The organism is Actinomyces sp. W5033, from assembly GCF_051303165.1.
On record NZ_JBPPGD010000001.1, the window covers coordinates 150,380 to 174,459 of the forward strand.

Annotated in this window: 16 protein-coding genes and 1 tRNA gene; 13 read left to right on the forward strand and 4 right to left on the reverse strand. The window is 71.6% G+C overall.

Annotated elements, in window-relative coordinates:
• Window positions 1-16: 16 nt before the first annotated feature.
• The 3 genes from ACSJJR_RS00660 (at window position 17) to pyk (ending at window position 3,255) form a co-directional block, all read left to right on the forward strand.
• On the forward strand, window positions 17-841 hold the full coding sequence (locus tag ACSJJR_RS00660) for an indole-3-glycerol phosphate synthase TrpC (RefSeq protein WP_435941591.1): 825 nt from the start codon (window positions 17-19) through the stop codon (window positions 839-841).
• On the forward strand, window positions 842-1,753 hold the full coding sequence (lgt, locus tag ACSJJR_RS00665; RefSeq protein WP_435941592.1) for a prolipoprotein diacylglyceryl transferase: 912 nt from the start codon (window positions 842-844) through the stop codon (window positions 1,751-1,753).
• Window positions 1,754-1,824: 71 nt separating this feature from the next.
• The gene (pyk, locus tag ACSJJR_RS00670) at window positions 1,825-3,255 is read left to right on the forward strand and encodes a pyruvate kinase (protein WP_435941593.1); all 1,431 of its coding nucleotides are present in this window, start codon (window positions 1,825-1,827) and stop codon (window positions 3,253-3,255) included.
• Between the two features lie 98 nt (window positions 3,256-3,353).
• Here pyk and ACSJJR_RS00675 read toward each other — a convergent pair.
• Window positions 3,354-3,427 (reverse strand) — tRNA-Leu (locus ACSJJR_RS00675).
• A 90-nt stretch (window positions 3,428-3,517) separates the two neighbouring features.
• Here ACSJJR_RS00675 and ACSJJR_RS00680 point away from each other — a divergent pair.
• Window positions 3,518-4,120, forward strand: coding sequence for an ANTAR domain-containing response regulator (locus ACSJJR_RS00680; protein WP_435941753.1), 603 nt, complete (start codon window positions 3,518-3,520; stop codon window positions 4,118-4,120).
• A 44-nt stretch (window positions 4,121-4,164) separates the two neighbouring features.
• Here the strand turns inward: ACSJJR_RS00680 and ACSJJR_RS00685 are convergent, their stop codons facing one another.
• Complete coding sequence (locus ACSJJR_RS00685) at window positions 4,165-4,698, reverse strand: hotdog fold thioesterase (protein ID WP_435941594.1); 534 nt, start codon at window positions 4,696-4,698, stop codon at window positions 4,165-4,167.
• Between the two features lie 101 nt (window positions 4,699-4,799).
• Between ACSJJR_RS00685 and polA the strand changes: the two genes are divergently transcribed.
• The 7 genes from polA to ACSJJR_RS00720 all read left to right on the forward strand — a co-directional run bounded on the left by polA (window position 4,800) and on the right by ACSJJR_RS00720 (window position 16,814).
• On the forward strand, window positions 4,800-7,499 hold the full coding sequence (polA, locus tag ACSJJR_RS00690; RefSeq protein WP_435941754.1) for a DNA polymerase I: 2,700 nt from the start codon (window positions 4,800-4,802) through the stop codon (window positions 7,497-7,499).
• 274 nt (window positions 7,500-7,773) lie between these two features.
• Window positions 7,774-9,225: a 30S ribosomal protein S1 gene (rpsA, locus tag ACSJJR_RS00695; RefSeq protein WP_435941595.1), complete on the forward strand. Its 1,452-nt coding sequence runs from the start codon at window positions 7,774-7,776 to the stop codon at window positions 9,223-9,225.
• 118 nt (window positions 9,226-9,343) lie between these two features.
• Complete coding sequence (locus ACSJJR_RS00700; protein ID WP_435941596.1) at window positions 9,344-9,472, forward strand: hypothetical protein; 129 nt, start codon at window positions 9,344-9,346, stop codon at window positions 9,470-9,472.
• A gap of 47 nt (window positions 9,473-9,519) precedes the next feature.
• Window positions 9,520-10,725 carry a dephospho-CoA kinase gene (coaE, locus tag ACSJJR_RS00705; RefSeq protein WP_435941597.1) on the forward strand — a complete coding sequence of 402 codons (1,206 nt, stop codon included), beginning with the start codon at window positions 9,520-9,522 and terminating at the stop codon, window positions 10,723-10,725.
• A gap of 30 nt (window positions 10,726-10,755) precedes the next feature.
• The gene (gene uvrB, locus ACSJJR_RS00710) at window positions 10,756-12,852 is read left to right on the forward strand and encodes an excinuclease ABC subunit UvrB (protein ID WP_435941598.1); all 2,097 of its coding nucleotides are present in this window, start codon (window positions 10,756-10,758) and stop codon (window positions 12,850-12,852) included.
• Between the two features lie 264 nt (window positions 12,853-13,116).
• Window positions 13,117-14,145, forward strand: a complete 1,029-nt coding sequence (locus tag ACSJJR_RS00715) for a TerC family protein (RefSeq protein ID WP_435941599.1) — start codon at window positions 13,117-13,119, stop codon at window positions 14,143-14,145.
• Between the two features lie 182 nt (window positions 14,146-14,327).
• Window positions 14,328-16,814, forward strand: a complete 2,487-nt coding sequence (locus ACSJJR_RS00720) for an HAD-IC family P-type ATPase (protein WP_435941600.1) — start codon at window positions 14,328-14,330, stop codon at window positions 16,812-16,814.
• 38 nt (window positions 16,815-16,852) lie between these two features.
• Here the strand turns inward: ACSJJR_RS00720 and ACSJJR_RS00725 are convergent, their stop codons facing one another.
• Window positions 16,853-17,137 carry a YciI family protein gene (locus ACSJJR_RS00725; RefSeq protein ID WP_435941601.1) on the reverse strand — a complete coding sequence of 95 codons (285 nt, stop codon included), beginning with the start codon at window positions 17,135-17,137 and terminating at the stop codon, window positions 16,853-16,855.
• A 140-nt stretch (window positions 17,138-17,277) separates the two neighbouring features.
• On the opposite strand from ACSJJR_RS00725, the gene uvrA reads away from it, so the two are divergent.
• On the forward strand, window positions 17,278-20,124 hold the full coding sequence (gene uvrA / locus ACSJJR_RS00730; RefSeq protein ID WP_435941602.1) for an excinuclease ABC subunit UvrA: 2,847 nt from the start codon (window positions 17,278-17,280) through the stop codon (window positions 20,122-20,124).
• A gap of 36 nt (window positions 20,125-20,160) precedes the next feature.
• Here the strand turns inward: uvrA and ACSJJR_RS00735 are convergent, their stop codons facing one another.
• The gene (locus ACSJJR_RS00735) at window positions 20,161-22,542 is read right to left on the reverse strand and encodes a hypothetical protein (RefSeq protein ID WP_435941603.1); all 2,382 of its coding nucleotides are present in this window, start codon (window positions 22,540-22,542) and stop codon (window positions 20,161-20,163) included.
• A 152-nt stretch (window positions 22,543-22,694) separates the two neighbouring features.
• Here ACSJJR_RS00735 and ACSJJR_RS00740 point away from each other — a divergent pair, with 152 nt between their 5' ends.
• Window positions 22,695-24,071 carry a UTP--glucose-1-phosphate uridylyltransferase gene (locus tag ACSJJR_RS00740; protein ID WP_435941604.1) on the forward strand — a complete coding sequence of 459 codons (1,377 nt, stop codon included), beginning with the start codon at window positions 22,695-22,697 and terminating at the stop codon, window positions 24,069-24,071.
• Window positions 24,072-24,080: the final 9 nt, after the last annotated feature.

Below are 24,080 nucleotides of genomic sequence, written 5' to 3' on the forward strand. Positions count from 1 at the left end.
GCCGAGGAGGTGCACCGTGATCGACTTCCCCGCCCTCGCCGCCGCGGCCCGCGCCGCCGTCGCCGAGCGTGAGCGGCGCGTGCCCCTTGAGGCCCTGCGTGAGACCGCCCGCCAGGCCCCCAGCAGCGCTGACGCCGCCGGCGCCCTGCGGTCGCGGGGACGTGCCGTCTCTGTCGTCGCGGAGGTCAAGCGTGCCACCGCCAGCTTCGCCGACCTCAGCGGCGTCGGGGACGTCGCCGTGCTCGCTCGTTTCTACGAGGCCGGGGGCGCCGCCTGCGTCTCGGTGGTCACCGAGCCCACCCACGCCCACGGCGACCTCGCGGACCTCGACGCCGTGCGCCGGGCCGTGGACGTGCCCGTCATGGTCAACGACGTCGTCGTCACCCCTTACCAGGTGCACGAGGCGCGTGCCCACGGCGCTGACCTGCTCATGCTGGACGCCCGCCTGGAGGGCATCGTCCTGGAGTCGCTCATCGAGCGCACCCACTCGCTGGGCATGCTCGCCGTCGTCGAGGCCCACTCGCGCCGGGAGGCCCTGACGGCTGTCGAGGCCGGGGCCCGCGCGATCTTCGTCGATGCGCGCGACCCCGTCTCCCGGCAGGTGCACCGCTCACGCTTCGAGCAGGTCGCCGAGGTGCTGGCCTCCTCGGTCATCCGTATCGCCGGCGGCGGGGTGGCGGGCGCGCGCGACGTCATGACGTACGCGCGGGCCGGGGCCGACGTCGTGCTCGTGGGCGAGGCGCTCATCCGCTCCGCCGACCCCCAGCAGTTCGTCGCCGAGCTCGTCGCCGCCGGCTCCCACCCCTCCCTGCTCAACGCCGTTCACCGAGAGGCCCTGTGAGTGCACCCCATTGACGTCGCCGTCGCCCTGACGGCCTCCATCCCCAGCCCCTCGAGGAGCGTGTGGCACCTGGGAGCTGTCCCGCTGCGCGCCTACGCCCTGTGCATGCTCACCGGCATCTTCGTCGCCGCCTGGTGGACCCACCGGCGCTACCGGGCACGCGGCGGGGACGAGGACACGACCTACGACATCGCGCTGCTGGCCGTGCCGGTGGGCATCCTCGGCGCCCGGCTCTACCACGTGCTGTCCTCGCCGGACGCCTACCTTGGCGCGAACGGGGACCTGTCCCTCATCCCGCAGATCTGGCGCGGCGGCCTGGGCGTGTGGGGGGCCATCCCCGCGGGCACCGCCGTAGGGGCCTGGCTGCTGCACCGCCGTGGCCTGCGGCTGGCGCCCTTCGCGGACTGCGTGGCCCCTGCCTTCCTCGTGGCCCAGGCGATCGGCCGGCTCGGCAACTGGTTCAACCAGGAGCTCTTCGGGGCGCCGACGACGCTGCCCTGGGGGCTGCAGATCGACGACGCCCACCTGCCTGCCGGCTTCGCCTCCGGCACGCTGTTCCACCCGACCTTCCTGTACGAGGCGCTGTGGAACCTCGCGGGCGCCGCCTTCCTCGTGCGGCTGGAGCGGCGGTTGCGCCAGCGCGACGGCGCCGTGGGGGGACGTCTTATCTGGGCGTACCTCATGGTCTACTCCTCGGGCCGGGTGTGGATCGAGTACCTGCGCATCGACGAGGCCGAGCACGTGCTCGGGCTGCGCCTGAACGTGTGGACCTCGCTCGTCGTCGGGCTCATCGGGCTGGTCGGCTACGTCATCGCCTCGCGCCGGGTGCCCAGCGACGCCATCACCCGCCAGGGCACCGCCCAGGAGGCGGCTGGAGGCACCGCCCAGGAGGCGGAGTCCCCGTCCGCGTGACGAAGGTCCCAACGTCGAGGTGCTGCCCGCAGCACGTCGATTATGTCCGCCCGTTCCCGTAGGCTGAGAGCATGCGTAGAGCCAAGATCGTGTGCACCCTCGGCCCGGCCACTGAATCCCCGGAGCAGGTTCAGGCGCTGGTTGACGCGGGCATGAACGTCTGCCGTATCAACCGCTCCCACGGCCGTGCGGAGGACCAAGAGGTCCTTATCGCACGTGTGCGCGACGCCGCGCAGGCCTCCGGCCGGTCTATCGCCATCCTCGTCGACCTCCAGGGCCCCAAGATCCGTCTGGGCACCTTCGTCAACGACCAGAAGGTCATGCTCAACAAGGGCGACGAGTTCACGATCACCACCGAGGACGTCCTCGGCACGGTCAAGCGCTGCTCCACCACCTTCAAGGGCCTGCCCGGCGACTGCCGCCCGGGAGACCGCCTCCTCATCGACGACGGCAACGTCGCGGTGCGCGTGACCGCCGTCACCGACACCGACGTCGTCACCCGCGTCGAGGTCCCCGGCTACGTGTCCAACAACAAGGGCATCAACCTGCCCGGCGTCGCCGTGTCCGTGCCGGCCCTGAGCGACAAGGACCGCGAGGACCTGCGCTGGGCCCTGAAGATCGGCGCCGACCTCATCGCCCTGTCCTTCGTGCGCGACGCCAACGACATCGCGGACGTCCACGAGATCATGGACGAGGTCGGGGTGCGCATCCCCGTCATTGCCAAGATCGAGAAGCCGCAGGCCGTCACCAACCTCTTCGACATCGTCTCCGCCTTCGACGGCATCATGGTGGCCCGTGGTGACCTGGGCGTCGAGATGCCCCTCGAGGCTGTGCCGCTGGTCCAGAAGCGCGCCATCGAGCTCGCCCGCCGTCAGGCCAAGCCGGTCATCGTCGCCACCCAGGTGCTGGAGTCGATGATCCAGAACCCGCGCCCCACTCGCGCCGAGGCCTCCGACTGCGCCAACGCCATCCTCGACGGCGCTGACGCCGTCATGCTCTCCGGCGAGACGAGCGTGGGTGCCTACCCCATCGAGGCCGTGCGCACCATGGCCCGCATCATCGAGAACGTCGAGGAGAACGGCGGCGAGCGCATCGCCGGCCTCGGCTCCTACCCGCAGACCCGGGGCGGCGCCCTGACCCGCGCGGCGGCGGAGATGGGCGAGCAGCTCGACGCGACCTACCTCGTGACCTTCACCCAGTCCGGGGACACGGCGCGCCGTCTGTCCCGCCTGCGCTCTCCCATCCCGCTGCTGGCCTTCACCCCGCTGCGCACCACCCGCAACCAGCTGTCGGTGTCCTGGGGCGTGTCCACCTACGAGACCCCCGAGGTCCGCCACACCGACGAGATGGTGGCGCAGGTTGATGAGGTCCTCCAGGAGAAGGCGCTCGCGCAGCCGGGCGACCAGATCATCATCGTCGCCGGCATGCCGCCGGGCACGCCCGGCTCCACCAACTCCATCCGCGTGCACACCGTGGGAGAGACCGGCGACTACCGGATCTGAGACGGCCACGTGGCAAGGACCCCGTGCCGGCCTTCTGGGCCGGCACGGGGTCCTTGCCGTCGCGCCCCGCTGTCGGGGCGGAGGACGCAACGCAACGGTGCCCCCGGTGGGACTCGAACCCACAACCCTCCGATTTTGAGTCGGATGCCTCTGCCAGTTGGGCTACGGGGGCCCTGCCACGCGCTCGGCACAGGCGGACGGGCCGTCGCCCTGCACGCAGCGCGCCTGAGCATACTAAGGTTGCCCCGTGAGCAACGAGTCCGTGAGCGCCCCCGAGTCCACCACCAGACGTCGAGTCGTCGTCGCTGAGGACGAGACCCTCATCCGCCTGGACATCGTCGAGACCCTGACCGAGGCCGGCTACGAGGTCGTGTGGGAGGCCAGCGACGGCGAGGAGGCCGTGCGGCTCGTCGACGAGCTCGAGCCCGACCTGTGCGTCATGGACGTCAAGATGCCGGTCATGGACGGCATCACCGCGGCGGAGCGGATCCTCGACAAGCACGCCGTCGCCGTCGTCATGCTCACCGCCTTCTCCCAGACCGATCTCGTTGAGCGCGCGAGCGCCGCGGGTGCCATGGCCTACGTCGTCAAGCCCTTCACCCCCGCCGACCTCATCCCTGCGGTGGAGATCGCCGCCTGCCGCCACGAGGAGCTGCAGTCCCTGGAGAACGAGATCGCGGACCTCCAGGAGCGTTTCGAGACCCGCAAGCGCGTGGACCGCGCCAAGGGCCTGCTCATGGAGAAGATGGGCCAGACCGAGCCCGAGGCCTTCCGCTGGCTGCAGAAGACCTCCATGAACCGGCGCCTGACGATGCGCGAGGTGGCCGACGCCGTCATCGAGCAGGTCGGCGGCGGCAAGGACTGAGGGGCTCACGCCCCTGAGCGGCCGCGCACGGGCCGCCCGGGCCCTCAGCCCGCCTCGGTGTAGATACTGCGCAGCGTCCCCCGGGCGATGGCACGCCCCTCGTCGTCACTGACGCTCACCTCGTGCACCGCCGTGCGGCGCCCCTGGTGCACCACCACCGCCACGGCCGTGACGTGGCCCTCGCGCACCGGCCGCAGGTGCGTGACGTGCAGCTCCGCCCCCGCGGGCACCGTGCCCTGCGGCGCGCACTGGCAGGCCGCCACGGAGGCGGCCGTCTCGATGAGGGCCGCGCTGGCCCCGCCGTGAAGACTGCCCACCACCTGCGTGGCCCCGTGCACCGGCATCCGCAGGACCACCCGCTCTCGCCCCTGCTCGAGCACCTCCATCCCGAGGGCCGCCATGAGCGTGCCCTGCTCCCAGGGCTCCAGGCCCGACTGCACGGCGCCGGGCGCGCAGACCTGCGGCCGCGGGACGGGCAGACGGCGCGTGCCTCGCGCCGGGAGGTCCGCTGAGAGGCCGGCGCCTGCCGGTGGGGCGGCGGGGCAGGGGGCGGCGGGCAGGGCGTCCTCATCGCTCATGCCCGTAGGCTGGCACGGTGAGCACCGCCAAGACCACCCCGACCGCCGACGCCCCGAGCCCCGAGCCCGCTGGCAGGCTCCTGCTCATCGACGGCCACTCGATGGCCTTCCGCGCTTACTACGCGCTGCCGGTGGACTCCTTCACCACCTCCACCGGCCAGGCGACCAACGCGGTGCACGGCTTCACCTCCATGTTCCTGTCCCTCATGGAGAACGAGGCGCCCACCCACGTCGCCGTCGCCTTCGACCTGGCGGGCGGGACCTTCCGCACCCAGGAGTACAGCGCCTACAAGGCCACTCGCGACGCCGCCCCGGAGCCCTTCGTCGGCCAGGTCGAGCTCATCCAGGACGTGCTGGCCGCCATGGGCGTGCGCACCGTCACCGCCCCCGGCTACGAGGCCGACGACATCCTGGCCACGCTGGCCGCCCGCGCCCAGGAGCAGGGGATGCAGGTGCTTGTGTGCTCGGGCGACCGCGACTCCTTCCAGACCGTCACCCAGCGCTGCACCGTCCTGTACCCGGTCAAGGGTGTGTCCACCCTGCGCCGCATGACCCCTGAGGAGGTCGAGGCTCGTTACGGCGTGCCCCCGCAGCGCTACCCGCACGTGGCGGCCCTCGTGGGCGAGACGAGCGACAACCTGCCGGGAGTGCCCGGGGTGGGCCCCAAGACCGCCGCGAAGTGGGTCAACCTCTACGACGGCCTCGACGGCGTCATCGCCCACGCGGAGCAGATCACTGGCAAGGCAGGCCAGTCGCTGCGCGAGCACCTCGACGACGTCCTGCGCAACCGCAGGCTCAACCGCCTGCTGACGGACCTCGACCTGGGCATCGACCCGGCCGTGGACCTGGCCGTCGGCGGCGCGGACTCCACCGCGCTGGCCCGCGTCATGGAGTCCCTCGAGTTCCGCACCCTCGCCCAGCGGGCCCAGCGGGTCCTCACCTTCCATGACGCCGCCGTGCCAGGCGGCTGCGAGGAGGACACCCTTGCCGTCCCCGCCACCGACGTCCTGGGCCGTGACCTGCGGCCCGGCGAGGTCGGCCGCTGGATCCACCGCCACCTGGGTGACGCAGGGGTCCTGCTTGGTCTCGACGTCGTCGGCACGCTCCTGCCCGGGCAGGGCGACGCCCGTCTGCTCGCGGTCACCGACGGGCGCCGGGCCCTCGCCCTCGACCTGGCCGAGCTCAGTGCCGAGGACGAGGCCGAGCTGGCCGAGCTGCTGGCGGATCCGGACCACCCCAAGGTCGTCGCGGACGCCAAGGGGGTGTGGCACGCCCTGCGCGCACGCGGACTGCGCCTCGACGGGGTCGTCGCCGACCCCTCGCTGGCCGGCTACCTGTGCCGGCCCGAGCAGCGCGCCTACGACGTCGCCTCCCTCGCCCAGCGCTGGCTGGGCCTCGACCTCGACGCCATGGGCCGTCAGACACCGCCCGGGGCAGGTGAGGACCAGGCGGCCTTCGACCTTGAGTCGCTGGCCGCCGGCGCCGTCCCCACCGAGCTGGCGGCCTGCGCCCGCAGGGCCGGGGTCCTCCTGCCGCTGCAGCGCGCCCTGGAGGCGCAGATGGAGGCGAGGGGAGTCACGCGGCTCTACACGGACCTGGAGATGCCCGTCGCGGCCCGCCTGGCGCAGATGGAGGACGCGGGCATCGCCGTCGATGACGCGGTCCTGGCCGAGCGTGACAGGGAGCTCGGATCCCGTGTCACCCACGCGGCTCAGGCCGCCTACGAGGCTGCCGGGCACGAGGTCAACCTCTCCAGCCCCAAGCAGCTCCAGGCCGTGCTCTTCGACGAGCTCGCGATGCCGCGCACACGCCGTACCAAGACGGGCTACACGACCGACGCCGGCGCCCTGGCGGACCTGTACGCCAAGACCGGCCACCCCTTCCTCGAGCACCTGCTCGAGCACCGTGACGCCATCAAGCTGCGCCAGACCGTCGAGGGGCTGCGCAAGGCCGTCCTTCCCGACGGACGGGTCCACACAACCTTCCAGCAGACCGTCGCCGCCACCGGCCGCCTGTCCTCAACGGACCCCAACCTGCAGAACATACCGGCGCGCACCGAGGAGGGCATGCGCATCCGTGAGGCCTTCACCGTGGGGGAGGGCTACGAGTGCCTCCTCACCGCGGACTACTCCCAGATCGAGATGCGCATCATGGCGCACCTGTCCGGTGACGAGGCCCTGGTCGCGGCCTTCCGTTCCGGGGAGGACCTGCACCGCTACGTCGCCGCCCTCGTGCACGGCATTGACGTGGCGGAGGTCACCGCCCAGCAGCGCAGCCACGTCAAGGCCATGAGCTACGGCCTGGCCTACGGCCTGTCCACCTTCGGCCTGGCCAAGCAGCTGGGCATCTCCACCGCCGAGGCGACCGGGCTGCGTGAGGCCTACTTCGATCGTTTCGGCAAGGTGCGCGACTACCTTGAGGAGGTCGTCGAGCAGGCCCGGCGCGCCGGCTACACCGAGACCATGCTCGGCCGGCGCCGCTACCTGCCCGACCTGACGAGCGACAACCGCCAGCGCCGTGAGATGGCCGAGCGGGCGGCACTCAACGCCCCGATCCAGGGCAGTGCCGCCGACATCGTCAAGAAGGCGATGATCGACGTCGCCGACCGCCTTGAGGAGCTGGGGCTGGCCTCCCGGATCCTCCTGCAGATCCACGACGAGCTCCTGCTCGAGGTGGCGCCGGGGGAGACGGGCGCGGTCGAGCAGGTCGTGAGGCAGATGATGGCGGGCGCGGCGCACCTGTCCGTCCCGTTGGACGTGTCGGTCGGGATGGGACGCACCTGGCGCGAGGCGGCCCACTGAGGGCCGGCTGTACGGGTCGGAGGTCCCGCCTCCGGGCGCGGCGCCCGCGCCACGGCGCCATGTGTGACTGATGACATGACAGGACAGTGTCCATTCATCGCCATCCTCAGGTCCGTCGGCTGTGACCGTGCTGGTAAAGTCCCGCAGGTGCGCCCCTGGGCGTCCGTGAGGGCCCCACCGCGCAGCGGTGCCAGTCCGGGCTGGCCCGAGGTGACGGGGGACGCGCAGAACCTGACCACCCGACCCCTATGTCCGCATTCGGAGCATCCACTCAATGACCACCAACACGCCCAGCCCCGCCCCGGTCGCCGTCAACGACATCGGCTCGACCGAGGAGATCCTCGCCGCCGTCGACGAGACCATCAAGTACTTCGACGACGGCGACATCGTCGAGGGCACTGTCGTCAAGGTTGACCACGACGAGGTCCTCCTCGACATCGGCTACAAGACCGAGGGCGTGATCCTCGCTCGTGAGCTGTCCATCAAGCACGACGTTGACCCCGACGAGATCGTCTCCGTCGGCGACGAGATCGAGGCCCTTGTCCTCCAGAAGGAGGACAAGGAGGGCCGTCTGCTCCTGAGCAAGAAGCGCGCCCAGTACGAGCGCGCCTGGGGCACCATCGAGCGCGTCAAGGAGGAGGACGGCGTCGTCACCGGTACCGTCATCGAGGTCGTCAAGGGTGGTCTCATCCTTGACATCGGCCTGCGCGGCTTCCTGCCCGCCTCCCTCGTCGAGATGCGCCGTGTGCGCGACCTGCAGCCCTACGTGGGCCGCGAGCTGGAGGCCAAGATCATCGAGCTGGACAAGAACCGCAACAACGTGGTCCTGTCCCGCCGCGCCTACCTTGAGCAGACCCAGTCCGAGGTCCGCACCAACTTCCTCCAGACCCTGCAGAAGGGTCAGGTCCGTACCGGTGTGGTCTCCTCCATCGTCAACTTCGGTGCCTTCGTGGACCTTGGCGGCGTCGATGGTCTCGTCCACGTCTCCGAGCTGTCCTGGAAGCACATCGACCACCCCTCCGAGGTCGTCGAGGTGGGCAACGAGGTCACCGTCGAGGTCCTCGACGTTGACTTCGACCGCGAGCGCGTGTCCCTGTCGCTCAAGGCGACGCAGGAGGACCCGTGGCAGGCCTTCGCCCGCACGCACGCCATCGGCCAGGTCGTCCCCGGCAAGGTCACCAAGCTTGTCCCCTTCGGCGCCTTCGTGCGGGTCGAGGACGGTATCGAGGGCCTGGTCCACATCTCCGAGCTGGCCCAGCGCCACGTGGAGGTTCCCGAGCAGGTCGCCAAGGTCGGTGACGAGGTCTTCGTCAAGGTCATCGACATCGACCTCGACCGCCGCCGCATCTCGCTGTCCCTCAAGCAGGCCAACGAGGGCGTCGACCCCGCCTCCGAGGACTTCGACCCGTCGCTGTACGGCATGGCCGCCGAGTACGACGAGAACGGCAACTACAAGTACCCCGAGGGCTTCGACCCGGAGACCAACGAGTGGCTCGAGGGCTACGACGCCCAGCGCGAGGCCTGGGAGGCCGAGTACGCCGCCGCCCACGCCCGCTGGGAGGCTCACAAGGCCCAGGTCGCCAAGGCTCTCGAGGAGGACACCGAGACGTCAGACGCTGGCGCCGCCGGTGCGACCTCGTACTCCTCGACCTCGACCGAGTCCGCCGGCACCCTCGCCTCGGACGAGGCGCTGGCCGCTCTGCGTGAGAAGCTGACCGGTAACTGAGCGCGCTGAGCCCCCGGCACCTGCCGGGGGACGGCAGCCCCTCGTCGGCGCCCCGGCCACCACGGTGGTCGGGGCGCCGACGTGCGCGCCGCGGCCGCTGCGATGGCGCACCGGTGGTGTGCCCGGGGCTGCCAGCCTCGGCGCTGCCCGGGACGACCCGGCGCCGGTCAGCGCGCTCAAGGTCCTGCTCCTGGCCGGGCTCGTCGGCTGCGTCGTCGGGCTCAAGGCGCTTGGCGGCGGGCACTGACCCAGGTGGAGTACCCACATGGCAGCGGCGTCGTTACCCTCGAGGACATGAACGGCGCCGACCACGCCCTCACCGCTCTCGTCACCACCTGCGCCCCCGCGACCACGGCGCCGGCTGCCGGAGGCTGGGCCCCTGCGGGCCCGGTGCCGGAGCGGATCCGGCTGGCAGGGGCGGGAGTACTGCGCCTGGAGCGTGTGGTCCTGCCCCGCGGGCCACAGGCCGCCGGCGCCCGTGCGGGTGCGCTCGTCGCGGCTGTGCGCCCCGACCTCGTCGTGCACCTGGGCCAGGGCACCCAGTCCACTGGCGTGCGCCTGGCGGGCACGGCCCAGCCCGAGGGCGGCGCGCCCCTGGACACGACGTGGCCGGCCGACGCGCTCGTCGGGCGGCTGCGTGCCCACGGCGTCGCCGCCGAGGTCTGCGACGTCACCGAGCCGGTGGACGGCACCGTCCTGGCCGCCGTCCTGTCCGCCTGCCGCGCGCAGGGCCTGGACGGCACCCTCACCGGGATGCTGATGACGCCGGCGGCTGAGGGGACCGGCACGGTGGACCACGCCAACGCCCTGGGGCTGCTGCTCGTCGAGCTCGCGGACCAGGTCCGCCGCCACCGCGCCTGGCGCGACGGCCGCGGGCGCGTCCGGGTGCCGCGGCCGGTGCGCACCCTGCGCGTGGGCCTGACCGGCGGCATCGGCTCGGGAAAGTCCACGGTCGCTTGCCTGCTCGCCCAGCGCGGTGCGCACGTGGTGGACGCCGACGCCCTCGCCCGCGAGGCCCTGGCGCCGGGCTCCACCGGGCTCGCCCGCCTGCGCGAGGTCTTCGGTGCGCAGGTCCTTGACGCCGAGGGCGCGGTCAACCGCCCGGTCCTGGCCGCACGGGTCTTTGAGGACCCTCAGGCCCGCGCCGCCCTGGAGTCGATCACCCTGCCGTGGATCGCCCAGACGGCCGCCGAGCGCCTGGAGGCGGCCGGCCCCGGGTACGTGGGCGTCTACGACGTCCCGCTGCTGGCCGAGGCGGGCATGGCGGACCTGTTCGACCTCGTCGTCGTTGTCGAGACCCCGATGGGCCAGCGCCTGGCCAGGCTCGAGCAGCGCGGGCTGGCACCGGCCCAGGCCGAGGCGCGCGTGCGCGCCCAGGCCACCGACGCCCAGCGGCGCGCGCTGGCCGACGTCGTCCTGGTCAACGACGGCACCGTGGAGGACCTCGCCGACGGCGTCGCCTGGCTGTGGGAGCACCGCCTGGCACCAGCGCTGGCCTGAGGGCCTGCGGCCACCGCGTAGCCTGGGCCCATGCGACCCGTCACCGACCTGCGCCGTGCTGACAAGCCCTTCGAGGTCGTCAGCCAGTACACCCCCAGCGGTGACCAGCCCGCCGCCATCGCCGAGCTCACGCGGCGGCTGGGCGCCGGTGAGAAGGACGTCGTCCTGCTCGGCGCCACCGGGACCGGCAAGTCCGCCACCACCGCCTGGCTCATTGAGCAGGTCCAGCGTCCCACCCTCATCCTCGAGCCCAACAAGACCCTCGCCGCCCAGATGGCCGCCGAGTTCCGCGAGCTGCTGCCCAACAACGCCGTGGAGTACTTCGTCTCCTACTACGACTACTACCAGCCCGAGGCCTACGTCCCGCAGACGGACACCTTCATCGAGAAGGACTCCTCCATCAACGACGAGGTCGAGCGCCTGCGCCACTCCGCCACCAACTCCCTGCTCACCCGTCGCGACGTCGTCGTCGTGTCCTCCGTGTCCTGCATCTACGGCCTGGGCACCCCCCAGGAGTACGTGGACCGGATGACACCGCTGCACGTGGGTGAGCAGATCGACCGTGACGAGCTGCTGCGGCGCTTCGTGGACATGCAGTACACGCGCAACGACATCGACTTCACCCGCGGCACCTTCCGGGTGCGCGGGGACACGGTCGAGATCATCCCCATGTACGAGGAGCTCGCCATCCGCATCGAGCTCTTCGGCGACGAGATTGAGGCGCTGTCCACCCTCCACCCCGTCACCGGGGACGTCATCGCCACCACCGACCAGGTCTACGTCTTCCCCGCCTCCCACTACGTCGCCGGCCCCGAGCGGCTGGCGAGGGCCATCGAGGGCATCGAGGCCGAGCTCGCCGAGCGACTGGCGGTGCTCGAGCGCGACGGCAGGCTCCTGGAGGCCCAGCGCCTGCGCATGCGCACCACCTACGACCTCGAGATGCTCCAGCAGATCGGCAGCTGCAGCGGTGTTGAGAACTACTCCATGCACATGGACGGGCGCAGCCCCGGCACGCCCCCCAACACGCTGCTGGACTACTTCCCCGAGGACTTCCTCCTCGTCATCGACGAGTCCCACGTGACCGTCCCGCAGGTGGGCGCCATGTACGAGGGCGACGCCTCACGCAAGCGCGTCCTGGTCGAGCACGGCTTCCGCCTGCCCTCCGCCCTCGACAACCGCCCGCTGACCTTCGCCGAGTTCGAGGACCGCGTCGGCCAGACCGTCTACCTGTCCGCCACGCCCGGCGCCTACGAGATGGCGCGCTCGGACGGCTTCGTCGAGCAGATCATCCGCCCCACCGGCCTGGTGGACCCCAAGGTCGTCGTCAAGCCCACCGAGGGGCAGATCGACGACCTCTTCGAGCAGATCCGTGCCCGCACCTCCAAGGACGAGCGCGTGCTGGTGACCACCTTGACCAAGCGGATGGCGGAGGACCTGACCACCTACCTCGCTGAGCGCGGCGTGCGGGTGGAGTACCTGCACTCCGACGTCGACACGCTGCGCCGGGTCGAGCTCCTGCGCGAGCTGCGGCTGGGGCAGTTCGACGTCCTTGTGGGCATCAACCTCCTGCGCGAGGGCCTGGACCTGCCGGAGGTCTCCCTCGTGGCGATCCTTGACGCGGACAAGGAGGGCTTCCTGCGCTCGACAACCTCACTCATCCAGACGATCGGGCGTGCGGCGCGCAACGTCTCGGGGGAGGTCCACATGTACGCGGACAAGGTCACCCCGGCGATGCGCGAGGCCATCGAGGAGACCGAGCGGCGCCGCGCCAAGCAGGTGGCCTACAACACCGAGCACGGCATCGACCCACAGCCCCTGCGCAAGAGGATCGCCGACGTCACCGACATGCTCGCCCGCGAGGACGTGGACACCGAGGAGCTCCTGGCCGGCGGCTACCGCGGGCACGAGGCCACGGCCGTGACCGCCCGGCGCAAGAAGGCTGCCGAGGCGACTGTGCGCGCCCGGCTCGCCGGGGCAGCGGAGGCGGACCTGGCGGGCCTCATCGAGGAGCTGAGCCGGCAGATGCACCAGGCGGCCGAGGACCTGAGCTTCGAGCTCGCCGCCCGTCTGCGCGACGAGATCCAGGACCTCAAGAAGGAGCTGCGCGACATGCGCGCCGCCTCCTAGCGGGCCCGACCGGGCCGGCGGGTGCGCAAGCGCACAGCCCGCCCACACGGTAGGGGCGGTCGTCGCGGCTGCCAGGGCCTATAGACTCGCTGTGTCGATTCGGAGGGGAGTACTCCCACCAACGGCGGCGTCGTCATCACGGCGGACCAGGACCGGGCCACGGCCCGTCACGGCCCCCGGCGCCGCAGGCCGCACCCAGCGCCCCACGGGGCGGGGAGGCGGGAGGAGACCTCCGGTACCACCCCTGTACCGGAGGAGCACCACGTGGAGGTCCACGTCCTCGGATGGCTGGCGCTGGCCGCCATCATCATCGTCATGATCGCCGTCGATATCATCGGCCACGTCAAGACGCCTCATGAGCCCTCGATGAGAGAGGCCGCCTGGTGGTCGGTCGCCTACATCGCCATGGCCGTCGTCTTCGGCCTCATCGTGTGGGGCGTGTGGGGAGGCGAGTACGGCCAGCAGTACTTCGCCGGCTACATCACCGAGAAGTCGTTGAGCGTGGACAACCTCTTCGTCTTCGTCATCATGATCGCCTCCTTCCGGGTGCCCCGGCGGTACCAGCAGGAGGTGCTGCTGGCCGGCATCGTCATCGCCCTGGTCCTGCGCCTGGTGTTCATCCTCGCCGGTGCCGCCCTCATTGAGAACTTCTCCTGGGTCTTCTACATCCTCGGCGCCTACCTGCTGTGGGTGGCCTTCTCACAGGCACGTCAGGGCGTCGAGGACGACAGCGCCGAGGAGGAGGAGTGGAGGCCCACGGGCGTCGTCAGGCTCATCGCCCGGGTGGTGCCGATGACCGACGGCTTCGTGGGGGGCAAGCTCATCCACCGTCACGCGGGACGCACGATGATCACCCCCCTGCTGCTGTGCGTCATCGCCGTGGGCACCACGGACGTCCTGTTCGCCGTGGACTCCATCCCCGCGATCTACTCGCTGACCTCTGAGCCGTACCTCGTCTTCGCCGCCAACGCCTTCTCACTGCTGGGGCTGCGTCAGCTCTACTTCCTCATCGACGGCCTGCTCGACCGGCTCATCTACCTGCACTACGGCCTGGCGGCAATCCTCGGCTTCATCGGCTTCAAGCTCGTCAACCACGCCCTGCACACGAACGAGGTGGCACTCATCAACGATGGTGAGCCCTGGTCGGCCGTCCCCGAGACCAGCACCGCCGGCTCCCTGGGCCTCATCACCGTCATCGTCCTGATCACCGTGGTCGCCTCGGTCATCGGCTCGCGCCGACGCTCGCGCGCTGACGGCCCGACCACCCGCCAGGCCCTGGGCACGGCCGGCTGAGGACGAGGAGGGCAGCGGTGAGCCGAGGAGAGCGCAACCGGCGGCGTGCCGCCAAGGGCAGCAGGCGCAGGCGGGCTCGTCAGGTCGCTGCCCTTGGCGGGACACGTGTGGCGCGCGGGAGCCAGGACAGGCGCGCCAGGCGCAACGTGAGACGGGCCCGGCTCCGGGGCGAGCCCACAGGCGTGCCCAGCGCCACCGGGTTGACGGGACTGGGTACCGCGCAGGTCGCCGACCGGGTCAGGCAGGGGCGCACCAACGCCTTCCGGGTGCGCACCTCCCGCTCGGCGGCCCAGATCCTGCGCGGCAACGTCTTGACGGTCTTCAACGCGATCATCGTCGCTGCCCTCGTCCTCACCCTCGTCCTGGGCCACTGGGCGGACGCCCTGTTCGGCTTCGTCCTCGTCATCAACACCGCCACCGGCACCCTGGCAGAGGTCAGGGCCAAGCGCGCGCTCGACCGCCTCAGCCTCCTTGACGCGCCAGTCGCCCACGCCATCCGCGACGGGCACGAGCAGGACATCGACCCTGCCGACGTCGTTCTCGACGACGTCCTGCGCCTGCGCAGCGGGGAGCAGGTACCTGCCGATGCCCTCGTCCTGGAGTCCGACGGCCTCGAGGTCGATGAGTCGATCCTCACTGGGGAGTCGCAGCCGGTGCGTCCCGCTCCCGGCGACCGGCTGCTGTCGGGCACCACCGTCACCGCCGGCGCGGCTGTCGTGCGCACCACCGCCGTCGGGGCTGACGCCTACGCCAACCGCCTAGCCACTGAGGCCAGGCGCTACAGCCTCGTCACCTCCGAGCTGCAGGCCGGCACGAACCGGGTGCTGCGGTGGATCTCCTGGGTCATCGTGCCCGTGGGCCTGCTCGTCTTCTGGTCCCAGCTGCGCCTGGCCGAGGGCGGCACGGCGGCCGCCCTGGCCAACGGCCAGTGGAGGACGGCGCTCGTCGCCGGGGTGGCCAGCGTCGTCGGTATGGTCCCCCAGGGCCTCGTCCTGCTCACCAGCGTCAACTTCGCCACCGCCTCGCTCAAGCTTGCCCGCCGCAGGGTCCTCGTCCAGGAGCTGCCGGCCGTCGAGGTCCTGGCCCGGGTGGACACGCTGTGCCTGGACAAGACCGGCACCCTCACCACGGGGCGCATCACGCTGCACGACGTCCTGGGCGCCGACGGTGCCCCGGGTGCCACGGCGTCACTGCGCGAGCCGCTGCTGGCCCTGACGGGGACCGCGGACCCCAACGCCACCGCCGAGGCGGTTCTTGAGGGGCTGACCGGACGGCCCATCGGCTCGGGAACGGACGGCCGGCTCGTCGAGGGCGTGCGGGCAGTGGCGTCGCGCACCCACTCGGCGGTCGCCTTCTCCTCACGGCGCAAGTGGTCGGGCATCGTGCTCGACGGCGAGGCCTGGGTGCTGGGCGCCCCCGAGATCGTCCTCGACGGCGCCGCCGACCCCCACGACCTGCTGGGGCGCGCGCGTGCCCTGGCGGGCGAGGGCACGCGCGTCGTCGCCCTCGCCCGGGCCCCGCGGCCCTTCGGGACCGGTGCCGACTCCGACGCCGCCCTGCCCGAGGGGCGTGAGGCGGCGGGCCTGGTCCTGCTGCGCGAGGAGGTCCGGCCCGACGCCGAGCAGACCCTGGGCTACTTCGCTGAGCAGGGCGTCGAGGTCAAGGTCATCAGCGGCGACAACCCTGTCACCGTCGCCGCCGTGGCACGCGCCGCCGGGGTGCGCGGGCCCGACGGCGGGGCGCCGGTCGCCCTCGACGCCCGGGACCTGCCCACCGACGTCACCGACCCCGAGGATCTCGAGCGTCTCGCCACCGCCCTGGACGGGGCGCAGGTTCTGGGCCGGGTCACCCCCGAGCAGAAGAAGGCCGTCGTCCAGGCGCTGCACCACCGCGGGCACACCGTCGCCATGACCGGTGACGGCGTCAACGACGCCCTGGCCCTGAAGGAGGCAGACCTGGGCATCGCCATGGGCAACGGCGCTCCGGCCACCAAGGCCGTGGCCCGGATGGTCCTGCTCAGCGGTGAGTTCTCCACCCTGCCCGGGGTGGTGGCGGAGGGCCGTCGCGTCATGGCGAACACGGAGCGCATCGCCTCGCTGTTCCTGGCCAAGACCGTCTACGCGAGCCTCATCGCGGTCATCGTGGCCGTCACCGCCATCTCCTACCCCTTCCTGCCCCGCCAGCTCACCATCGTCTCCTCGCTGACCATCGGCGTGCCGGCCTTCGTGCTCGCCCTGGCCCCGAGCTCCCAGCGCTACCGCCCGGGCTTCCTGGGGCGTGTGCTCACCCTGTCAGTGCCTGCGGGCCTGGTGGCGGGCGCGGCGACCCTGCTCACCCACCAGTGGCTCGTGCTGGCCCGTGCCCCCGAGGGTCAGGTGACGACGGCGGCGACCCTCGTGCTCGTGGTCTCGGGGCTGTGGCTGCTCACACTCACCGCCCGGCCGCTGCTGGGCTGGAGGCTCGGCCTCATCGTCCTCATGGGCTGCCTGGCGGTGCTCGGCGTCCTGGTGGCACCGGTGCGCGAGTTCTTCCTGCTCCAGTGGCCCACCTGGGGCACGTGGGGCGTCATCGCCCTCGGCGGTGGGGCAGCGGTGGCCGGGATCCAGGCCCTGGCGGTGGCCCGGTGGGTGCTCGCGCTCAGCACCCGGCCGGGCCGCGCGCACGCCTGAGGCGCCGGGCGCGCCGGCCTCGGCCCAGCAGCCGGTGCTCAGCCAAGCACACCGATGACCGGGTTGTACTCGCGCGGCAGGCGCTCGGCGATGAAGCCCGCCTGGTGGAAGGGGTCCTCCTCCAGCAGGGCCAGAGCCCCGGCCGCGTCCTCGGCGCGCACGATGATGAGGGCGTCGTGGCTGCCCACGTATGGGCCCGCCGCCAGCAGCAGGCCCTGCTCGGCCAGAGAGGCGTTGAAGGCCCGGTGGGAGGGACGGACCTCTGCCATGGCCTCGTCCTGGTCGGTGACGTAGTGGTACTCGATGGCGAAGATCTTGCTCATGGCAACACCCTAGGACCAAGGCGAGCACCGCGGCAGGCCCGCGGCCCGCACGTGTGTGCGCCGCAGACGTGGGCAAGGACTCCTCACCAGCGGTCGAACACGTGTTCCACCGCCGTCGGGGCCTCCATAGACTTGACGCCGTGAACGACTCCCTCATTATTCGTGGCGCCCGCGAGCACAACCTCAAGGGCGTGAGCCTCGACCTTCCCCGTGACCAGATGATCGTCTTCACGGGCCTGTCCGGCTCGGGCAAGTCCTCCCTCGCCTTCGACACCGTCTTCGCTGAGGGCCAGCGCCGCTACGTCGAGTCCCTGTCCTCCTACGCCCGCCAGTTCCTCGGCCAGATGGACAAGCCGGACGTGGACTTCATCGAGGGGCTGTCCCCGGCCGTGTCCATCGACCAGAAGTCCACCTCCCGCAACCCGCGCTCCACCGTCGGCACCGTCACCGAGGTCTACGACTACCTGCGCCTGCTCTACGCCCGCGCCGGGGTCCAGCACTGCCCCGTGTGCGACGCCGTCATCTCCTCCCAGACGCCCCAGCAGATCGTTGACCGGGTGCGCTCCATGGACGAGGGCACCCGCTTCCAGGTCCTCGCCCCGGTGGTGCGCGGCCGCAAGGGCGAGTACACCGAGCTGCTTGAGGAGCTCACCGCAAGGGGATTCTCGCGTGTGCGCGTGGACGGTCAGACCCACCGCCTGGGCGAGGTGCCCGCCCTCAACAAGAGGCTCAAGCACGATATCGACGTCGTCGTGGACCGCCTGGTGGTGCGCGAGGGCATCCGCCAGCGCCTGACCGACTCCGTCGAGACCGCCCTCCAGCTCTCCGGCGGGCTCGTCGTCATCGACAAGGTGGACCTCGGCGAGCAGGACCCGGACCGTTACCACCGCTACTCCGAGAAGCGCGCCTGCCCCAACGAGCACCCTCTCCAGCTCGACGAGATGGAGCCTCGTACCTTCTCCTTCAACGCCCCGTACGGCGCCTGCCCCGCCTGCACGGGCCTGGGCAGCCGCCTCGAGGTCGATCCCGAGCTCGTCGTGCCCGACGAGGAGCTCACTCTCGCCGAGGGTGCCATCGCCCCCTGGACCGGCCACCAGAAGTACTTCACCCGCACCCTCCAGGCCCTGGGCGCCGAGCTCGCCTTCGACGTGGACACCCCGTGGCGCGCCCTGCCCGAGCGCGCCAAGGAGGCGATCCTGCGCGGCAAGGACTACGAGGTCAAGGTCGTCTACCGCAACCGCTGGGGCCGTGAGCGCGCCTACACCACCGGCTTCGAGGGCGTCATCGACTACGTCATGCGCAAGCACAACGAGACCGAGTCCGAGCTCTCGCGCGAGCGCTACGAGGGCTACATGCGCGAGGTGCCCTGCCCCACCTGCCAGGGCACGCGCCTCAAGCCGGAGGTCCTGGCGGTGCGCGTGGGCGGCAAGTCGATCGCCGAGCTGTGCGACATGAGCGTGGGCAGCGCCCGCGACTTCCTGCACGACCTCGAGCTCACCGGGCAGACCGCCCAGATCGCCCGCAGCGTCCTGGCGGAGATCAGCGCCCGCCTGGGCTTCCTCGTCGACGTGGGCCTGGACTACCTCAGCCTCTCGCGCGGTGCCGCCACCCTGTCCGGGGGAGAGGCCCAGCGCATTCGTCTGGCCACCCAGATCGGCTCAGGGCTCGTCGGCGTGCTCTACGTCCTGGACGAGCCCTCCATCGGCCTGCACCAGCGGGACAACACTCGCCTCATCGAGACCCTCGAGAAGCTGCGCGACCTGGGAAACACGCTCATCGTCGTCGAGCACGACGAGGACACGATCCGATCGGCCGACTACGTCGTGGACATCGGCCCCGGCGCGGGGGAGAAGGGGGGCGAGGTGGTCTACGCCGGCCCCGTCGCCGGGCTGCTGGCCGCTGAGGGCTCCGTCACCGGCGACTACCTCGCCGGCCGTCGGCGCATCGACGTGCCCACCGAGCGCCGTCGGCCGGACAAGGGCCGTGAGCTCACGGTGGTGGGCGCCCGCGAGAACAACCTCAAGGACGTCACGGTCTCCTTCCCGCTGGGCCTGCTCACCGCGGTCACGGGCGTGTCCGGCTCCGGAAAGTCCTCGCTCGTCAACGCGATCCTGTACCAGGTGCTCGCCAACCGCCTCAACCACGCCCGGGGCGTGCCCGGACGGCACAAGACCGTGCGCGGGCTGGAGCACCTGGACAAGGTGGTCCACGTGGACCAGTCACCCATCGGGCGCACCCCGCGCTCTAACCCGGCGACCTACACCGGCGTGTGGGACCACATCCGCAAGATCTTCGCCGCCGTGCCCGAGGCGAAGGTCCGCGGCTACGGCCCCGGCCGTTTCTCCTTCAACGTCAAGGGGGGACGCTGCGAGTCCTGCAAGGGTGACGGCACGCTGCGCATCGAGATGAACTTCCTGCCGGACGTGTACGTGCCCTGCGAGGTCTGCGACGGCGCGCGCTACAACCGCGAGACCCTGGAGATCCGCTACAAGGACAAGACGGTTGCCGATGTCCTGGACATGACGATCCGTCAGGCGGCGGAGTTCTTCGCGGCGACGCCGACCATCGCCCGCCACCTCAACACGCTCGTGGAGGTGGGGCTGGGCTACGTGCGCCTGGGGCAGGCGGCGACGACCCTCTCCGGCGGTGAGGCCCAGCGCGTCAAGCTGGCCACCGAGCTGCAGCGCCGCTCGACCGGCCGGACGATCTACGTGCTCGACGAGCCGACGACGGGCCTGCACTTCGAGGACATCCGCAAGCTGCTCGGCGTCCTGCAGGGCCTCGTTGACAAGGGCAACTCCGTGGTCGTCATCGAGCACAACCTGGATGTCATCGCCAACGCCGACTGGGTCATCGACATGGGCCCCGAGGGAGGCAGGCGAGGGGGCATGGTGGTCGCGGCAGGCACGCCCGAGTCGGTGGCCGAGGACAAGGCCTCCTACACGGGACGCTATCTGCGCCCGGTCCTCGAGCGCGCCCGGTCCTGAGCCCGGGCGGGCGCCACGGCGGTGGCGTGCCCCGGCTCAGGGACGCTGCGGCCCCCGGGCGTCGGCGTCGTGGGAGTCTTTGGCGTCGTGGGCCACCTTGTTGTAGGCCAGCGACAGTCCGAAGCAGACCAGGCCGGAGGCGAGCAGGGCCAGGACCCTCGTGAGCGGGCCCTGGGCGCCGATGTCGAGCGCCGCCAGCTTGAGCACCGCGACGAGCACGAGCACGAGGCCGTAGTGGCGCAGCACCGTCAGGCGCCACCGGAACCCCAGGACGATGCACACCGAGCCCGTCGCCAGGACCGTCGTGGTCATGAGGATGCCCTGCACCCCTGTGCGCGCCAGGATGAGCACGCAGGCCCACGTGACGCCGCTGAGCAGCACGGCGCTGGCCATGAGCGCCTGCGTCTGGAGCAGCCAGGGGCGCAGCACCCTCACCGCGAGGACCGCCAGGGCCAGGGCCATGACGACGTGCGCCGCGTCCTCGACGACGCCGTCGGTGTGCGCCGTCGCCGCCAGCTGGGCCACGCTCGCCACCGCCGTGAGCACGAGCCCCGCCCAGGCGAGCGCCGTCGGCGCCGGCGGGACGGGGCAGACCGGGCCGAGCCCCTGGCCGCGCACGAGCCCCAGAGGCGTGAGGGGGCGCCGGAAGACGCCGGCGAGCACGAGACCGGCGGTGACGGCTCCGGACAGCAGCACTGGCACGTAGGTCGCTGCAGGGCCCATGAGCCAGCCGGACACGGTGGTCGGCACCGCACCGACGAGGGCGGCGGCCAGGATCCATGTTGACAGCAGCAGCGTGAGGTGGTGGCGTGCCAGGGCTGTGGTGCTGGCGCCCACGGCCGGGCAGCCTGCGCTGGCGGCCCTGGGCCCTGGGGCCGGGCCGCTCGCCGTCACCAGCAGCCACTCGAGCAGGGGTGCCGCGGCCACGGTGACGAGCAGGGCCAGGAGGTGACCGAGGCGCTCGGCGCAGGACAGCCCGGGCTCCTGGACGAGGGCAAGGAGCATGACGAGGACCGGGATCACGACGGCGAGGGTGCAGGCCTCGCTGACGGCGGGCAGGGAGCTGACGACGAGCGCGACCGCCGCGAGCAGGCACAGGGCGGGTTCGATGAGCACGCTCATCGTGGCGGCCGTGCCCACCACCGCGAGGTGGGCGAGCACTGACGGCCTGCGCCAGCCCTGACGGCCGGCACGCAGCAGCTCGAGCACCGCCGAGACCACCACGAGCAGCAGCAGGACGCCGATGCCAGCCACGACCCGGCCGTGCGGCGCGCTCCACCCGGGCCCGGGCACGGTCAGCAGCCGCCCGTAGGCGAGCAGGGCCGTGGCGCCCGCGCCGGCCACTGGCACGCCGTCGGGAAGCCTCCACCGGTTGGGCACCAGGGCATCGTCAACAGCCTCCGCGTAGAGCACTGCGACCGGTACGAGCACGAGGCCCACCGCGAGCAGGGCAGAGGCCGAGGCGAGCTCGGGCAGCGGCGCCATGAGGACGGCGCCGAGCGCGACGGGCGACGCCGGGCGCAGGAGGGCTCGGGTGCCTGCCTGCGTGCGCAGCAGGGCCGAGGAGGTGACGGCCAGGACGAGCAGCAGCAGGTCGACGAGCACCCAGGCGGGCAGGGCCTGCGCCGCAGCGACGCGCACCTGGTGGGCGGACAGGGCGACGGTGAGCAGGCCTCCGAGGGCGCAGATGACGCTGGTCAGGCCCTGCGCGCTCACCCTTGACAGGAGCAGCAGTCCAACGCCCCACAGGGACATGAGTGTGAAGGCGCCCAGCGGTGCCAGGCCGGTGTCAAGCAGGACCGCACCGATAACCGTGACGTAGCCCAGGGCACCGCCCGTGCCGGCCAGGGTCGCAGCGGCGACCGCCTGCCGGGGCCTGCTGCGTCCCAGCAGGGTGCCGCCGGCAACCAGGCAGATGCTCACGGCACCCAGGACGAGGACCTTGACGACGTCCGCCACCGAGCCCCACACGAGGGCGATGAGCGTGACGGCGGCGAGCAGCACGAGCAGCGCGGCGGCGCCGGACAGCAGGTAGCGGCCGACGTTGCCCTCGTCCCTGGCCTGGCGCCACCATCCCCTCCGGGCAGGGACCACTGGGCGCTGCTGTACCGGGCTGGGCAGCGGGCGAGGTCGGGAGGGGATCACCGGCCGGGGCTGGGGCACGGCCGGCTGGGTCAGCACTGGCCGAGACAGGGAGTCGGCCGCACGGGGCTGGGGCACGGCCGGCTGGGGGTCCGCGGCCCCGGCCGGCACCGCTCCAGGCCGCGCCGTCGTCGCCGTGGACGCCTCGTCGGGGCTGACACGGCGGGCGACCCAGTCGATCTTGCGCTCGATGAGGTCAAGACGGCGCAGGACCTCGCGCAGGTCGGCGGGCGGCTCCTCGCGGTGGGCCCAGGGACCGGTGGTGTCGGGAGACATGACAAGCCTTTGCTCGAGGGATCAGCTCCGTCCAGGTTATGCCCTGGCGCCCGGGGATCGCGGGCACCCTGTGGACAACTGCCCGGTGATGGCCCGCTGTGCACGCAGCGCGGCGGCCCGCACGGCAGCAGCCGGGTGGATAGCCTGCGCACATGAGCGAGAACGGACTCACTGCTGCCCAGGACAAGATGCGCGCCGGCGGCGTCGCCGAGCAGGCCATCGAGGTCTTCACCCACTACTACCGGTCCCTCGAGCAGGGCGCCACCGGCCTCATCCCCGAGGAGACGATCGCGCCACTGACTGAGATCGACTCCATCGAGGACGTCGAGGTCAGCGAGGAGCAGGCGCGCGAGGCGCTCTCGCGCACGGTGCTCATCAAGCTCAACGGCGGGCTGGGCACCTCCATGGGGATGGACCAGGCGAAGTCCCTGCTGCCGGTGCGCGACGGCAAGACCTTCCTCGACCTGCTCGTTGACCAGGTGATGGCCGCCCGCGCGAGGTACGGCGTCGAGCTGCCGCTGATCTTCATGAACTCCTTCCGCACCCGCCAGGACACCCTGGACGCCCTTGCCCGGCACCCGGGCATCGAGGTCGATGGCCTGCCCCTGGACTTCCTGCAGAACCGCGAGCCCAAGCTGCGCGCCTCGGACCTCACCCCCGTGACGTGGGAGGCGGACCCGTCACTGGAGTGGTGCCCGCCGGGGCACGGCGACATCTACACGGCCCTGGTGGCCTCCGGGGTCCTTGACGCCCTCCTCGAGCGCGGTTTCCGCTACGCCATGACCTCCAACTCCGACAACCTCGGTGCCGCACCCAGCGCCCGTATCGCGGGCTGGTTCGCCGCCTCCGGCGCCCCCTACGCCCCCGAGATGTGCCGGCGCACCCCGGCGGACGTCAAGGGCGGGCACCTGGCTGTGCGCAAGAGCGACGGCCGCATCATCCTGCGCGACACCGCCCAGACGCCCCCGGAGCAGATGGGCTACTTCACGGACCAGTTCCGCCACCCCTTCTTCCACACCAACAACCTCTGGTTCGACCTGCAGGTCCTGCGCGACACTCTGGTCGCGCGCCAAGGCATCCTCGGCCTGCCCCTCATCAGGAACGAGAAGACCGTCGATCCCGCGGACCCCTGCTCCACGCCCGTCATCCAGATGGAGACGGCCATGGGGGCCGCCGTCGAGGCCTTCGAGGGCGCGACCGCGGTCGAGGTCCCCCGCAGCCGCTTCCTGCCGGTCAAGACCACCAACGACCTGCTGCTCGTGCGCTCGGACGTGTACGAGGTGGATGAGGACGGCCTGCTGCAGATGGTTCCCGACCAGGCGTGCACCGTCAGCCTCGACCCCCGCTACTACAAGAGGATCGCGGACTTCGAGGCCCGCTTCGCCCAGGGGGTGCCCTCGATCCGCCATGCCCGCACCCTCACCGTCACCGGAGACTGGACCTTCGAGGACGACGTCGTCGCCACGGGTGACGCCGTCGTGGGTCAGGAGGGCGCACCGGGCGTCATCACCTCCGGCACGCGCCTGTGAGGCGCAGGA